The 14,674-nt window shown below is 70.0% G+C and carries 13 protein-coding genes; 9 read left to right on the top strand and 4 right to left on the bottom strand.

Annotation, left to right across the window (positions count from 1 at the left end):
• The first annotated feature begins 90 nt into the window (after positions 1-90).
• The 5 genes from D7V80_RS25320 to D7V80_RS25300 all read left to right on the top strand — a co-directional run bounded on the left by D7V80_RS25320 (position 91) and on the right by D7V80_RS25300 (position 4,419).
• Positions 91-885, top strand: a complete 795-nt coding sequence (locus D7V80_RS25320; protein WP_120590614.1) for a thymidylate synthase — start codon at positions 91-93, stop codon at positions 883-885.
• Positions 882-1,370: a dihydrofolate reductase gene (locus tag D7V80_RS25315; RefSeq protein ID WP_120590613.1), complete on the top strand. Its 489-nt coding sequence runs from the start codon at positions 882-884 to the stop codon at positions 1,368-1,370. Before D7V80_RS25320 ends, D7V80_RS25315 begins: the two co-directional genes overlap by 4 nt.
• A gap of 63 nt (positions 1,371-1,433) precedes the next feature.
• Positions 1,434-1,661, top strand: coding sequence for a hypothetical protein (locus tag D7V80_RS25310; RefSeq protein ID WP_120590612.1), 228 nt, complete (start codon positions 1,434-1,436; stop codon positions 1,659-1,661).
• 121 nt (positions 1,662-1,782) lie between these two features.
• Positions 1,783-3,663: an FTR1 family protein gene (locus D7V80_RS25305; protein ID WP_120590611.1), complete on the top strand. Its 1,881-nt coding sequence runs from the start codon at positions 1,783-1,785 to the stop codon at positions 3,661-3,663.
• A gap of 12 nt (positions 3,664-3,675) precedes the next feature.
• Complete coding sequence (locus D7V80_RS25300) at positions 3,676-4,419, top strand: GlsB/YeaQ/YmgE family stress response membrane protein (protein ID WP_147447211.1); 744 nt, start codon at positions 3,676-3,678, stop codon at positions 4,417-4,419.
• Here the strand turns inward: D7V80_RS25300 and D7V80_RS25295 are convergent.
• Genes D7V80_RS25295 through D7V80_RS25285 form a run of 3 tightly spaced genes read right to left on the bottom strand, consistent with a single transcriptional unit; the run spans position 4,416 to position 7,647 of the window.
• On the bottom strand, positions 4,416-4,784 hold the full coding sequence (locus D7V80_RS25295; RefSeq protein ID WP_120590609.1) for a hypothetical protein: 369 nt from the start codon (positions 4,782-4,784) through the stop codon (positions 4,416-4,418). The two genes, D7V80_RS25300 and D7V80_RS25295, sit on opposite strands and share 4 nt — an antisense overlap.
• Before the next feature lie 20 nt (positions 4,785-4,804).
• Positions 4,805-6,331, bottom strand: a complete 1,527-nt coding sequence (locus D7V80_RS25290) for an MBL fold metallo-hydrolase (protein ID WP_120590608.1) — start codon at positions 6,329-6,331, stop codon at positions 4,805-4,807.
• 17 nt (positions 6,332-6,348) lie between these two features.
• Positions 6,349-7,647: an HD domain-containing protein gene (locus tag D7V80_RS25285; RefSeq protein ID WP_120590607.1), complete on the bottom strand. Its 1,299-nt coding sequence runs from the start codon at positions 7,645-7,647 to the stop codon at positions 6,349-6,351.
• A 167-nt stretch (positions 7,648-7,814) separates the two neighbouring features.
• On the opposite strand from D7V80_RS25285, the gene D7V80_RS25280 reads away from it, so the two are divergent.
• The 3 genes from D7V80_RS25280 to D7V80_RS25270 are packed head-to-tail and all read left to right on the top strand — an operon-like array spanning position 7,815 to position 10,857.
• Positions 7,815-8,915, top strand: a complete 1,101-nt coding sequence (locus D7V80_RS25280; protein ID WP_120590606.1) for an ATP-grasp domain-containing protein — start codon at positions 7,815-7,817, stop codon at positions 8,913-8,915.
• Positions 8,806-9,282: a GNAT family N-acetyltransferase gene (locus D7V80_RS25275; RefSeq protein ID WP_014399286.1), complete on the top strand. Its 477-nt coding sequence runs from the start codon at positions 8,806-8,808 to the stop codon at positions 9,280-9,282. Before D7V80_RS25280 ends, D7V80_RS25275 begins: the two co-directional genes overlap by 110 nt.
• A gap of 42 nt (positions 9,283-9,324) precedes the next feature.
• Positions 9,325-10,857 carry a transglutaminase-like domain-containing protein gene (locus tag D7V80_RS25270; protein ID WP_233585708.1) on the top strand — a complete coding sequence of 511 codons (1,533 nt, stop codon included), beginning with the start codon at positions 9,325-9,327 and terminating at the stop codon, positions 10,855-10,857.
• A gap of 28 nt (positions 10,858-10,885) precedes the next feature.
• Here D7V80_RS25270 and D7V80_RS25265 read toward each other — a convergent pair whose 3' ends face one another.
• Positions 10,886-12,976 carry a thioredoxin domain-containing protein gene (locus D7V80_RS25265; protein ID WP_120590604.1) on the bottom strand — a complete coding sequence of 697 codons (2,091 nt, stop codon included), beginning with the start codon at positions 12,974-12,976 and terminating at the stop codon, positions 10,886-10,888.
• A gap of 161 nt (positions 12,977-13,137) precedes the next feature.
• Between D7V80_RS25265 and D7V80_RS25260 the strand changes: the two genes are divergently transcribed.
• Positions 13,138-14,472, top strand: a complete 1,335-nt coding sequence (locus tag D7V80_RS25260; protein WP_120590603.1) for a glycosyltransferase family 39 protein — start codon at positions 13,138-13,140, stop codon at positions 14,470-14,472.
• Positions 14,473-14,674: the final 202 nt, after the last annotated feature.

Genomic DNA, 14,674 nt, shown 5'->3' with positions numbered 1-14,674 from the left:
TAGCGATGCGACACATGCGCCGCTGTGCGGTGGTGACCCGCGATCATTATTTTGATCAGCCGTTCGACCCCGCCTAGGAAAAAGGGCCCAATGCAGCCATACCTGAGTCTGATGGAGCACGTCCTGAAGCACGGGACGAAGAAGGGCGACCGGACCGGCACGGGGACGCTGAGCCTCTTCGGCCACCAGCTCCGCTTCGACCTCACCCAGGGCTTCCCCCTGGTGACGACGAAGAAGCTCCACCTGAAGTCCATCATCCACGAGCTGCTGTGGATGCTCCGGGGCGACTCCAACGTGCGCTCGCTCCAGGAGGTGGGGGTCACCATCTGGGACGAGTGGGCCAACGCGGACGGCAGCCTGGGCCCCGTGTACGGCCACCAGTGGCGCTCCTGGAACACGCCGGACGGCGGCCACGTGGATCAGATGCAGCAGCTGGTGGACGGGCTGAAGAAGAACCCGGACTCGCGCCGGCACCTGGTGAGCGCGTGGAACGTGGCGGACGTGCCCTCCATGAAGCTGCCGCCCTGCCACGTGATGTTCCAGTTCTACGTGGCCGACGGGAAGCTCTCCTGCCAGCTCTACCAGCGCAGCGCGGACATCTTCCTGGGGCTGCCCTTCAACATCGCGTCGTACTCGCTGCTCACGATGATGGTGGCGCAGGCCACGGGACTCACCGCGCACGAGTTCATCCACACCGTCGGTGACGCGCACCTGTACCTGAACCACGTGGAGCAGGCGCAGGAGCAGCTGAAGCGCGAGCCACGCCCCCTGCCGCGCATGCGACTGAACCCGGACGTGAAGGACCTGTTCGCCTTCCGCTACGAGGACTTCACGCTGGAAGGCTACGACCCGCACCCCGCCATCAAGGCGCCCGTGGCCGTATGAGCCCGCGCATCTCCGCCATCGTCGCCATGGCGGCGAACCGCGCCATCGGCCAGGGCAACACCCTGCCCTGGCGCCTGCCGCCGGACCTGGCGCGCTTCAAGCGCCTCACCCTGGGCCACACCCTGGTCATGGGTCGCAAGACGTACGACTCCATCGGGAGGCCCCTGCCCGGCCGCACCACCGTGGTGCTCACCCGCCAGCGGGACTGGGCCGCCCCGGCTGGCGTCCACGTGGCCCACACGGTGGACGAGGCGCTGGAGAAGGCACAGGGCGACAGCGAGGTCTTCATCGCGGGCGGCGCGGACCTCTACGCGCAGACGCAGGCGCTGTGGCACCGGCTCTACCTCACCCGCATCGAGCGGGACTTCCCCGGCGACGCCTTCTTCCCGCCCGTGGACCTGACCGGATGGAGGTTGGTGGAGGAGGAACGGCACCCGGAGGGCGACCTGCCCTTCGGTTTCTTCACCTACGAGCTTCAGGGCTAGCCCTTATTCCTGGCGTTCTCTGGGCGACTTATCGTGCGGGTTCCTCTCACCGAAGGAGCGTGCATGCGTCGTCACCTGATTCGTGGGCTGGGGCTGTTCGCGGTGCTGGGCCTGGCGGCCTGTGGCGGGCCCATCGAGGAGGGCACGGCCGCGGAGCCAGGCTCCCAGGAGCAGGAGCTGCGGATCTGCCCGGACACCGGCGTCTGTCCCGCCGGCGAGTCCTGCTACTACGGCCCGGGCGGCCCCTGCTATCCGTGCCGGACGTTCCCGCAGTACTGCGAGCTGCCCTGAGTCATCCCCGGGAACACCCCGGGTGTTGACCCGAGAGCCCCCTCGTTTCCCGAGGGGGTCTCATCATTTGATCTTGATTCGCAGAATTGAACGCCCGTGGCGTGGTTGGTAGAAGACGGCCGTGAAACACGCCGCCTCCCTCACGTTGTGCCTGCTGCTCGCGCTGTCCTCTTCTGCCCGGGCTGAAGCACCGGCGACCGACGAGGGGCGCACCTGGCACCGGTTGGTGGGCATCCTCCAGTACCTCCAGGCGGACTATCCGGCGGCGGTGTCGTCCCAGTCGGAGTTCGAGCTGACGGAGCAGAAGAGCTTCGCGGCGGAGGCGCTGGCGGCGGCGAAGGAGCTGGGCCCGGCGGCGGCCACGTTCGTGCCCCGCGTGGAGGCCATCCAGGCGCGCGTCAATGAAGCGAAGGACCCGGAGGGCGTGAGCCGCGACTGCGGGGAGCTGGTGGAGAGCCTGGTGCTGGCGGGGGGCCTGGCGCGCAGCCCTCGCGTGGCGCCGGACCTGGAGCACGGCAAGAAGCTCTTCCAGGCCAACTGCACGGCGTGCCACGGCGCGGAGGGCAAGGCGGACGTGGCCATCGCGGCGAACATGGAGCCGCAGCCGGCGAACTTCCACGACCCGGAGCTGATGGAGGACGGCCTCACGCCGTACAAGGCGTTCAACACCACCAGCTTCGGCGTGCCCGGCACGGCGATGCCGGCCTTCCCCACGCTCACCGAGGACGACCGCTGGTCGCTGGCCTTCTTCCTCTTCACCCTGCGCCAGCCGCCGTGCCAGGGCGAGCCGCCCAGCGCGTCGCTGGAGCGGCTGGCCACGTCCACGGACGCGGAGCTGGCGAAGGCGTTCGGCGCGGAGAAGGTGGCGTGCCTGCGCCGGAACATGCCGGACGCGGACGAGGAGAAGGTGCTGCTCAACGCGCGCGCGGCGGTGGGCCACGCGATGCGCATGGGCGCGGAGGGCGACTACGTGGGCGCGAAGAACGCGCTCCTGGACGCGTACCTGAACGGCCTGGAGCCGGTGGAGCCCAAGCTGCGCGGGCGCGACCCGGCGCTCACCCAGAAGCTGGAGGAGGCCTTCATGCAGGCGCGGCTCGCCGCCGAGCGCAAGAGCCCGCACCTGCAGGACGAGGGGCGCGAGCTGCTGTCGCTCCTGGACCAGGCGCGCAAGACCACGGGGAGCACCACGGACGTGCTGTCCGTGGCGTGGCTCACGCTGCTCATCCTGCTGCGTGAAGGCTTCGAGGCGACCATCATCGTCACGGCGCTGCTGGCGGCGCTGAAGAAGATGAAGGCCATGGACCAGGTGCGCGTGGTGCACGCGGGCTGGGTGTCCGCGCTCATCGCGGGCGCCATCGCGTACATCATCGGGCGCAAGCTGCTGGCGGGCGCTCAGCGTGAGTGGATGGAGGGCGTCACCGCGCTCGTCGCCGTGGCCATGCTGCTGTACGCGGCGCTGTGGCTCAACGCGCGCGCGAACGTGAGCCACTTCATGGGCGAGCTGCGCCAGAAGATGCAGGGCGCGCTGGGCCGGGGCAGCACGGTGGGCCTGTTCGTCATCGCGTTCACGTCCGTGCTGCGCGAGAGCTTCGAGACCGCCATCTTCCTCCAGGGCCTGGCGGTGGACTCGGCGGCGGGCGTGGTCTGGGGCGTGGTGGCGGGCGTCGTGGCGCTGGCGGTGCTGGTGCTCTTCATCAACCGCATGGGCTACCGGCTGCCCATGAAGACGCTCTTCAACCTCTCCACGGTGGTGATGGTGGTGACGGCGGTGATGCTGCTGGGCAAGGGCATCCACTCCCTGCAGGAGGTGGGCGCGCTGCCGCTGGTGCCGGTGCGCTTCATCTACGTGGACATGCTGGGCCTGTATCCGGACGCGCTGTCGCTGGTGCCGCAGGCGCTGCTGGCCGTGGCGCCGCTCGTCTACCGGGCCCTGCGCCGCCGGCCTCGCGAGGAGACGCCCACTTCCGGTGACAGCGCGACGCCGACGCAGCCGTTGCGGTAGCCTCAAGTCCTGGTGAAGCGCACACGTCTGTCCACACTCCTCGCACTGCTGCTCGTATCGGGCCTGGCCTCGGCTCAGGAGGCCCCCTCCGAGCCAGCACAGGCTCCCGCCGGGAGCCTCACGCCGCCACCGTTGGTGGGCGCGCCGGACCAGGACGTGCCTCCGCCGCCGGACGTCGCCTCCGGTGACGAGGTCCCGGCGCGCACCTCCGTCCCCTCCCAGGCGCTGCCCTCCGTGAAGGCCGCGCCCGCCGCGAAGGACCCGGTGCCGCGCGTGGCGGTGGAGGTGCTGGGCGGCACGGCGGGCGGCGTCGTGGGCGCGACGGTGCTGGGCTCGGTGGGGTACCTGCTGGGGTCCGCCACGGTGGGCTGTGACGAGTGCCTGGTGATGGCCGTCGCGGGCGCCGCGGCGGGAGGCATCATCGGCATCCCGGTGGGCACCTACGCGGGCGGCCGGTTCATGGGCGGACGCGGCCGGGTGGGCGCGACGGTGGCCGGGAGCATGGTGGGCTGGGGCGCGACGTTCCTGGCGCTCACGCTGGTGAACAGCGGAGGCACCGAAGCCCCCCCGGCCCTCAACGCCGCCCTCTTCATCCTGCCGGTGGTGGGCGCGAGCGCGGGCTTCGAGCTGTCCCACTCCAACGCCCTGCACAAGGAGGCCGCGGAGCAGGCGGCCCCCACTCCGACCGTGAGCCTGATGCCCGTGGCCACCTACAGCAGCAAGGGCCCGCACCTGGGGTTGATGGGCAGTTTCTAGGCCTCGGACGAGCCCGAAAGCAGCGGCATCACGTCCACTGCGTCGCACGGGAAGATCGTCATGTGCGGGTGATTCTCGAACAGCCTCGCCGCGGCTTCATGCGACGGCGCGCGCACGACGACGAAGACGGTCAGCTCGTTCACGACGTCCGCCACGCCCTCCAGCGACGTCCGCTTGGTTTTGCCGAGCGGGCCGCCCTCGTAGACGATGACGTCCCGGTGCTTCTCGTCCCAGGCCTTCACGGCGGCGACACCGGCTTCGGCCTTCGCGCGCCGTTCGTCTTCGGACATCGCATACCAGGCCCGCCAGCGCGGACTCGTCTTGTCGCTGAGGAAGACCGCCAGATAGGTGCCGTCCGTGCTCATGCGTGCCCTTCCCTTCGCGCTCAGGCCCCGACGCGGAACCAGGTGAAGGACTCCTCGCGCACGCGGCCCTCCGCCACCAGCTTCTCCAGGGACGCCAGGGCGCTGCGCTCCGCCACCGGATGCATCAGGGGCGGCGTGTCCGCGTAGGCCGAGGCCACCACCTCCGCGAGCGTCGCGCCCGTCGCGGGCACGGCCTCCAGGATGAGGGCCTCGCGCTGGGCGCGGTGGCGCAGGTACTCGTTCAGCTTGCCCGGGCCGTCCGGCACCGGCGAACCGTGCGCGGGGTACAGCGTCGTCACGGGCCAGTCGCGCAGCCGCTTCAGCTGCGTGAGGTACTCCACCATGTTGCCCTCCGGCGGGTCGATGACGATGGAGCCCACGCTCGCCACCATGTCCCCCACGATGGCCGCCTTGCTGCGCGAGTCCACCAGGCACAAATGCCCACGCGCATGCCCCGGCGTGTGCAGCACGTGCCAGCGCTGCACCATCGGCCCGTCCAGGTTGAGCACCTCGCCGTCCTCCAGCAGCCGCTCCACCGGGAAGTCCAGCCGGTCCGCGGTGCGCGCGTGGCACCAGAGCGGAATGCCCAGCCGCTCCTTCACCGCGAGCGCCCCGCCCACGTGGTCGCCGTGGTGGTGCGTGAGCACCACCGCCACCGGACGCGCGCCCTCCGCCTTCAGACCCGACACCAGCGACAGGAGCTTCGCGTACTGCTTCACGTCCGACGACCCGGGGTCCACGATGAGCAGGTCGCCCGTGCCCAGCACGTACGCGTTGGTGTGCGTCGCCGGAGGCAGCGTGGGCGTCTCCAGCGCCACCACGCGCACGCCGCGCTGGAACTCGATGCGCTGGGCCACGTAGCCCGGGCAGTACGGCGGCGTGCACAGCTTCGCGCGCGCGTCCGCTTCGTCCGTGAACTCCGACAGCACCTGCAACGCATGCTGCGCGGGCGGATGCAGCAGCGCCGTGCCGTCACTCCAGCGCGCCAGCGCGTCCTCCGGGCGGATCCACGCGCCTTCCGTCAGCTCGCCCGGGATGATGCTCGCCGCCGCGCCCTCCGGCAGCTCCACCAGGTAGAAGCGCGTGTCGAAGCGCACCGGGATGGCCGGCGGCGTCACCCAGCGCCCCGCGGGCTTGAGGTCCTCCGCGCGAAGGGACAGCGTGTGGCGCGTCAGCCACTCACTCCACTTCGCCGTGCCCGCGAGCAGCGCCGCCCGCCCCTCCTCCAGCGTCTCGGGAGACAGCGCGCTCGCGCCTTCGGCCAACAGCACGCCCGCTTCCTCGAACAGCTCGCGCGCCGCCGCGGAGCGCAGCGCGGCCTCTTCTCCCTGGGCGCCCTGCACGGAGACTTCGTGGTCGTCCTTGTCCAGCTTGCCGCCGGGGAAGGCTTGGAAGCCGCCCGCGAAGGCGAGCGCGCGCTCGCGCTTCACCCAGAACACCTCCACGCCGGAGTGCGCGCGGCGATAGAGGATGACCACCGAGGAGGGCCGTGGCTCCACGGGGGTGTGGGGCGCGAAGAGGCCCATGCCGGGAAGGGGCTCGCTCATGGTTGCACCGTCGTCCTTCAGGGTTGCGTCGTCTGGCCGAGCAGCCGGCCCATCATCTCGCGCGCCCGCTCCGCCTGGTCCGGCCGGACATAGAGCCGCGTCAGTCGCACCGCGCCACTGTAGCGCTGGTAGAGCGGCGTGTAGCGCGCCACTTCCGTCAGCCGCCCCGTGGACACGTCCAGGATGAACAGCCCCGGGTTGCCGCCGCCCCCGGAGGACCCCACGTACTTGCTGAGCGCCCCCTTGGACAGCACCGTGTAGTGCTCGAAGCCGCCGCTGGTGAGCGCGCTGTTGAGCACCTCCAAATCATAGCCGGTGTCGCGCTCCGTGAACTGCGCCAGCAGCTTGAAGCCCTGCCGGCGGCTGATGCGCTCCGCCCACCGGTTCTTCGAGCGGCGCAGCGTGTACCAGAGCGCCGCGTCGTCGCAGAGGAGGAAGGCCTCCGGGTCGTGGGGAATCTCGAACTCGCCGGGCGTCTCCTCGTAGTACCGGCGCAGCATGTGGTCGAAGTTCACCGACGTGTGGTGCAGGTACACCGACACGAACATGTGGTAGCGGCTGAGCAGGAAGTCCTCGAACGCGAACGCCGCCGCGCGAGACAAGGCCAGCACCGCCCGCCCGTCCTTCACCGCCGGGTTCAGGTTGGAGACGATCCAATCCATGTCGTACCGGCCGTAGTTCACGCCCGTGTAGAACGAGTCGCGCAGCAGGTAGTCCATCCGGTCCGCGTCCAGTTCCCCGGAGACGATGGCGCGCAGCAGCGGCGTCCAGTCCACGCCCTTGTACGTGAAGCCCGGGTCCTTGGGCGGCTTCGCGCCGGTGATCAGCGCCACCGCCCCCATGGCGGTGATGCCGCGCGGGCCGAACTCGCGGTTGATGATGTCCGTCAGCGAGCTGTCCAGGAGCAGCTTCGCCGTGTAGTCCTCGTGGGTCGCCTGCTCCCCTTCCGCCACGGAGTCCAGCCAGCCGGGCAGCCGCAGCAGCGACCGCCGGGGCGCGATGCGCTCGGACGCGTGCGACAGGGGCATGTGCCCCAGGTCGTGGCAGAGCACCGCCAGGCGCACGGCGGTGCAGAAATGTTCACGCACATCGTCCGGCAGCTCGGAGCGGCTGGCCACTGCGTTGAAGACGCGCGAGGCGACGTACATGGCGCCCAGGCAGTGGGCATGGCGGGTGTGGGTGGCGCCGGGGAAGGCCATGTCCCCGAAGCCCAGCTGCCGCACGTAGCGCAGGCGCTGGTAGTAGCGACTGTCGATGACGGCCTTCTCCGGGTCGCTCACCGGGATGACGCCGTGAATGGGGTCGCGAATCCGCATGTCGTCCTTGTTGGGACCTGAAGCCGGGGGTGGCCGGTTTCCGCTCCCACGGGTCACCCACCGTAGCGCATACCCTGGCAGGCGGTAGCCCTGTGAGGGACCGACCGGCCACCACGCCACAGGCTGGGAAGGTCCGTGGGGACGTGCTAACCCTCGGGGCACTCCGAATGCACATCATCCTGCTGCACAATCGTGACCACGACCTCCTCGAGGACGACCCCGGGCGCGAAGCCCGCGAGGACGTGGTCCGGGTGGCCGAGAGCCTGGCCCATGCGCTCAGCCGGGACGGCGTGGTCGCCGAGCCGCTCGCCATCGAAGGAGACCGGCTGGACTTCGTGGAGGCCCTGCGCTTCCTCCAGCCCGACCTCGTGGTGAACCTCTGCGAGTCGCTGGCCGCCGACAGCCGCGGAGAGATGGCCGTCCCCTGCCTCCTGGACGCGCTCGGCCTGCCGTACACCGGCTCGTCCGCCCTGTCGCTGGGGCTGGCGCTGCACAAGCCCAAGGCCAAGGACGTGCTGCGCGCCCACGGCGTCTCCACCCCCGCATCCTTCGTGGTGCGCAAGCGCGAGGATGCACTGGCGGTGGACCTGCCGTGGCCGCTCATCGTGAAGCCAGCGCGCGAGGACGCCAGCGTGGGCATGGACTTCGACTCGGTGGTGACGGAGCGCTCGGCGCTCGTGCGGGCGTGCGAGTCCGTGCTGCGCACCTTCCATCAGCCCGCGTTGGTGGAGCAGTTCATCCCGGGACGCGAGGTCTACGTTCCGCTGTTGGGCAACAGCCCGCGACAGGCGCTGCCGCTCACGGAGATCCACTTCGGTCGCGCGTTCGACGACCGGCCGAACATCGTGTCGTACCGGGCCAAGTGGGAGGCGGAGTCACCGGAGTACCGGGACTCGCCCACGGGGCCCTGCCGGCTCGACGCAGTGCAGGAAGCGCGTTGCATCCAGACGGCGCTGGAAGCATTTGCAGCGCTGGATTGCCAGGACTATGGACGCGTGGACCTTCGGGTGTCGCCCGAGGGTGTGCCGTACGTCATCGACATCAACCCCAACTGCGACCTGCACCCGGGCGCGGGGTTCGCGAAGGCGGCGCAGGCCGCCGGCATGGACTACGCGGCCCTGGCCTCCCGAATCGTGGAGGTCGCGCTCGAAAGAACCCATGGAAATCCGCACGCTCGAAAGAAAGGACCGGGAACCGCTCGCCGCGCTGATCCGGCGAATCGAAACCTTCTCGCAGGAGGAGCAGGACTGCGCCATCGAGCTGGTTGACACCGCGCTCACGGCCGGCAACCGGGACTACTCCATCCTCGTGGCGGACCGCGGGCAGGACGGCGGCGGGCTGGTGGGTTACTGCTGCTACGGCCCCACGCCGATGACGGAGCACGCGTTCGACCTGTACTGGATCGCCTCCGCGCCGGAGGTGCGGGGCCAGGGTATCGGCGCGCAGCTCATCTCCTCCATGGAGGGCGACCTGCGCCGCCGCCGCGCGCGGCTCATCCGTGTGGAGACGAGCGCCACGGAGGCCTACGGCCCCACGCGCGGCTTCTACGCGTCCATGAAGTACGGCGAGGAGGCGCGCATCCGCGACTTCTACAAGCAGGGTGACGACCTCATCATCCTGACCAAGCGCCTGTAATTCCCCCTCACGAGCGGGCAGATGCCTTCCATGAACCGACCGATGCGACGCACCCGTCTGGGATTGTTGAGCCTGCTCGCCCTGCTGACAGGGGCGCCCTCCCCCGCCTGGGCCCAGGCCCCCGCCGCGCTGAAGAACCAGGCGAAGGCCGCGGCGGCCAAGGCCCAGGCGAAGACCTCCCAGGCCCCGCAGGCCCAGGAGCTCTCCGACGCGCTGAAGGCCCCGCGCCCCAAGGGCGGCGAGTACTTCGGCCTGTACCTGATGGACAAGAAGGTGGGCTGGTTCTTCACCGACCTGACGGTGCTGCCGGGCAACAAGGCCCAGAGCATCAACGAGCTCATCTTCAAGGCGCAGGTGGGCACGCGCGTGTCGGAGCGCGTGCACCGCGAGGTGCGCGTCTACGAAGCGAAGCCGGGCGGCAAGCTGCTGTCCTTCACCGTCACGCAGAAGGGCGACGGCGGGGACAACGAGCTGGTGGGCACCGTGACGGGGGATTCCCTGCGCGTGGTGCGCAAGCGCCCGGGCCAGCCGGATGAAATGCTCAAGCCCATGCCGCTGCCCAAGGAGACGATCGAGGACGCGGACCAGGCGCGCGTGGCGCTGCTTCGAGGCCAGAAGGTGGAGGGCTCGACGCTGGACGGCACGGACCTGGAGACCTACCGCACCGTCACCACTGTGGAGGCACCCGAGGAGCAGATGCTGGGCGGCGTGAAGGTGAAGCTGTCGCGGGTGAGCTCGCTGTCGGAGAAGGAGAAGGTGCCGGTGGCGGCCTTCCTGACGACGGACGGCAAGATGGTGCGGGTGGACTTCGGCCAGACGATGCAGGCACGGGCCGAGTCCGAGTCGGTGGCGAAGCGGATGGACCTGGTGGAGGTCTTCGGCCTCACGCGCGTGGTGCTGCCCAAGCCGCTGCCCGCGAAGGCGCGCGAGGTGCCCGGCCAGGTGAAGCTGGTGATGAAGAACCTGCCGGAGAAGTTCCAGAAGGACACGTACCGGCAGAAGTACCAGCGGCTGCCGGACGGCCGCGTGGAGGTGACGCTGCTGGCGGCGCCGCCTTCGCCCAAGGGCCGCGTGGCCCGGCCGGTGGCGGATCCGGACGGTGGGGAGAACCTCAAGTCCACGCTCGCGGTGGAGGCGGACGCGCCAGCCATCAAGGCGCAAGCCAAGAGCATCATCCGCGAGGAGAAGGACGCGTACACGGCGGCGCGGATGCTGTCCGCGTGGGTGTACAGCAACCTGCAGAAGGACTACGGCGCCAGCGCGGACCGGGCCACGGACGTGCTGCGCCAGAAGAAGGGCGACTGCACGGAGCACTCGCTGCTCACGGTGGCCATGCTGCGCGCGTCCGGCATCCCCGCGCGCCGCGTGGACGGAGTCATCTACATGGTGAACTCCGACGGCGTGCCCGCGCTGTACTGGCACGAGTGGGTGGAGGCCTTCGTGGGCGAGTGGACCCAGTTGGATCCCACGTTCAACCAGCCCGTCGCGGACGCCACGCACTTCTACGTGGGCTACGAGGGGAACGCCGAAATCACGCCCCTTATCGGTTCGCTCCAGGTCACGGACGTGAAGTAGTCCGGTGGGCGTGCCGCCCGGGCCTGAGTCAGTGGCCCGGGGCCGCCACCAGCCGCTCCGCGAGCAGGCCCTGTTCGGTGATGGGCCGCTCGCAGACGAAGCCTCGGCAGAGGTACGCGGCGCCCTTCCCTTCCACCGGGTCGCGCCCCTCGAAGAGCTCCTGGAGGCGCGCGGGCGGAGCGGAGCCCGTGTCGTTCCAGCCGAAGGAGAACACCGGCGCGTAGGTGCGGTTCGCGGCGGCCAGCAGCGGGGCCACGGCCTCGCGGGTGCCCGCGAAGGTGACGCCGGACGCGCCATCCACCAGCAAGTCCGCCGCGAGCCCCAGGTGGCCGTAGCCCATGGGGTTGCGCACCAGCTGGTCGTGCAGCTTGGCGACGTAGTGCTCCGGCTGGTCCAGGTGGCACACGTCTCCGGTGAGCGCGGAGAGCGTCACCTGCGCCTCCGTCAGCGTGGACGCGCCGGACGGGAAGGCGTTGTCGAAGAGGGAGAAGGCCGCCACCACCAGGTCCTTCTGTCCCCGGGGCGCGGACAGGTACGCCTGCTTCTCCTCGTCCCAGAACAGCTCCACCGCGCGGTGCGCGAGCGCGTCCGCCGCGTCCAGGTACTTCGCGTCGAAGGTGGCCTGGTAGAGCGCGGTAAGGCCGGAGGCGAAGTCGCCGTAGTCCTCCAGGAAGCCGTCGATGCGGCCCTGGCCGTGCTGGTACGAGCGCAAGAGCCGCTTGCCGTCCCACATCTTCGCGAGCACGAAGTCCGCCGCGTCCGCCGCGAGCTTCGCCCAGTCCGGCCGGTCGAACACGCGCGAGGCCAGCGCGAGCCCACGGATCATCAGTCCGTTCCAGCCCGCCAGAATCTTGTCGTCGCGGCCCGGCTTCACGCGCTGCTCACGCAGGAGGAAGAGGACGCGGCGCGCTTCGGCCAGCTCCTTCTCCACCGCCTCCACGGGGCGGCCCTGCTCCTTCGCGAGCTGCTCCACGGGAACGACGACCTCCAGCACCGTGGCGCCGTGCTCGAAGTTGCCGCCGGGCTTGATGCCGAAGTGGCGCAGCACGGTGTCCGCCTGCTGGCCCACGGACAGGGCGGCGCGGACCTCTTCGGGGTGCCAGACGAAGAACTTCCCCTCCTCGCCTTCGCTGTCCGCGTCCTGCGTGGCGTAGAAGCCGCCGGCCGGGTCGGTCATCTCGCGGCGGACGTACTCGACGGTCTCCTCCACGACCTTGCGCCAGAGCGGCCGAGACTCCACCTGCTCCGCTTCCGAGTACAGGTGCAGGAGCTGGGCGTTGTCGTAGAGCATCTTCTCGAAGTGGGGCACCAGCCAGCGCTCGTCCACGGAGTAGCGGTGGAAGCCGCCGCCCAGCTGGTCGTAGATGCCGCCCAGGGCCATGCGCTCCAGCGTGCGGAACACCGCGGCCTTCAGGGGCTCCCCGCCGCCACGCCGCCACGCGCGCAGGAGCAGCGCCACGTTCATGGGGTTGGGGAACTTGGGGGCGCCGCCGAAGCCGCCGTTCACGGGGTCCATGCGCTTCAGCATGGACTGGCCCATGGCGACGATGTCCTCCGCGGACAGGTGCGCGGGGGCGGCGTCCAGGCCGTGGGTGGACAGCTCGCCCAGGCCCTCCTGGAAGCGCCGGGCCTGCTCCTCGATTTCGTCCGCCTTGTTCTCCCAGGCGTCGCGCAGCGCGGTGAGCAGGCGCGGGAAGCCGGGCCGGCCGTAGCGGTCCGAGGGCGGGAAGTAGGTGCCGCCGTAGAAGGGGCGCAGGTCCGGGGTGAGGAACACGGTGAGGGGCCAGCCCCCGCCCTGCCCCATGAGCTGCACGACGCCCTGGTAGATCTGGTCCAGGTCGGGGCGCTCCTCGCGGTCGACCTTGATGTTGATGAAGCCCTCGTTCATCAGGCGCGCGATGTCCGGGTGTTCGAAGGACTCGTGGGCCATGACGTGGCACCAGTGGCACGCGGAGTAGCCCACCGAGAGCAGGATGGGCTTGTTCTCCGCGCGGGCGCGGGCCAGGGCTTCGTCCCCCCAGGGGTACCAGTCCACGGGATTCGTGGCGTGCTGGCGCAGGTACGGCGACGGCTCCTGGGCCAGACGGTTGGTATGTCCAGAGGGGGGATGGTCGTCCATGGGGTGCTCCCGGTGTGCTGCGGCTTCGCGGCCCTTCACATTGTGAGCCTGGGTTCGCGGGGGCAAGCTGAAATGGTCTCACTCCCTGCTGGCCAACGGCCCTCCGGTGCGCTTTGTCCAGGGGCGTGCGTGCGTCCGCCCACTCCAGCCCCGGCCCGGGAATGAAGACGTGCCTCGTCCTGGTGGGGCTGGGCGTAGGGGTGCGGCTCGCGCTGGCGCTGGGAACGGACGTCTACTTCGACGAAACCTATTACTGGCAATGGGCCCGGCATCTCGCATGGGGATATTTCGACCATCCGCCGATGGTGGCGTGGCTCATCGCCGCGCTGGGCATCCGGGGGACGTCGCTCCTGTGCGGGCTGGGGACGGGCGTGGCGGTGTGGGGGCTGGCGCTGGACGTGTACCGCTCAAGGGACGCGGCCTGGAGGGCGCTGGCGCTGTGGAGCGCGGTGCCGGTGGGCATCCTCTCCGGAGTCTGGGCCACGCCGGATTCGCCCATGCTGCTGTTCTGGGCGCTGGGGCTGTGGGCGCTGTACCGCGAGAAGTGGGTGCTGGCGGGGCTGACGTGTGGCCTGGCGCTGTTGTCCAAGTACCCGTCCGTGCTGCTGGGGCTGGCGTTCATGGTCGCGGCGTTGAAGGCGCGAAGGCTACCGGCGGGGGCGTGGCTGACGGCGGGGCTTGGGTTGCTGTGCTTCCTGCCGGTGGTGTTGTGGAACGCGAGCCATGACTGGGTGGGGTTCAAGTTCCAGCTGAACCACGGCCTGGGCGGGCGCGGCGGGTGGGCGACGTTCGGCGAGTACGTGGCGGGGCAGTTCGCCATGGGAGGGCCGGTGCTGTTCCCGCTGGCGCTGGTGTACGCGGTGCGAGGGCCGAGAGAGCAGTTCCTGCTGCGCATGGCGGCGGTGATTCCGCTGCTGTTCTTCGGCTACGCGGCGGCGAAGACGCGGGGTGAGGCCAACTGGCCGGCAGCGGCGTACGTGGCGGCGTGCATTGGCGTCGCGGGGATGCGGCCGGTGTGGCAGCGGGCGGCGGCGTGGAGCGGGATGGCGGTGGTGCTGGCGGTGACGTCGCACCTGTTGTTCCCGCTGCTGACGTTCGAGCGTGACACGGTGCTGGCGAGGACACACGGCTGGGGCGTGCTGGAGCGGCTGAGGACGCCGGAGAAGTTGTTCCCGGGCATGGCGCCGGGTCCCGCGGCGGTCTACGCGCCCACGTATCAGCTGGCCTCGCAGGTCGCGTACACGGCGGGCGTGGAGACGGACACGGTGGGGCCGTCACGGCGCAAGAGCCAGTATGACCTGTGGCCTGAGCTGGAATTGAAGCCCGGGCAGGACGTGCTGTGGTGCTCGGAGAACGGCGCCGCGCCGCCGGAAGAACTGGCGCAACGCTTTGGCTCCGTGGAGGGCCCGGTGAAGCTCACGGGCGTGTTCCGGGGTCGGCGACTGCACACGTTCACGGTGTGGCGGCTACAGCACTTGCCAGCACAATCAAACTAATGCGTCAGCATCCAAACGGGCAGCAATCAGTACAAACACGACTTAACAAAGGCGATCTGAACAGCGGTCCGAACTCTGAGGGATCCCCTCATCGCATGAGGGAGGCTGATCTTCCATAGGGCTGCTGCTGCTGGGATAGCTGCGGAGCCAGTTGAACTGACGGGCCTCAAAGAGGACGGTTCGCGGATGCGCGAGCATCCAT

This window comes from Corallococcus sp. CA054B, assembly GCF_003611625.1.
GTDB classification, from domain to species: domain Bacteria; phylum Myxococcota; class Myxococcia; order Myxococcales; family Myxococcaceae; genus Corallococcus; species Corallococcus coralloides.
This window is presented reverse-complemented; position numbering and strand designations above follow the sequence as displayed.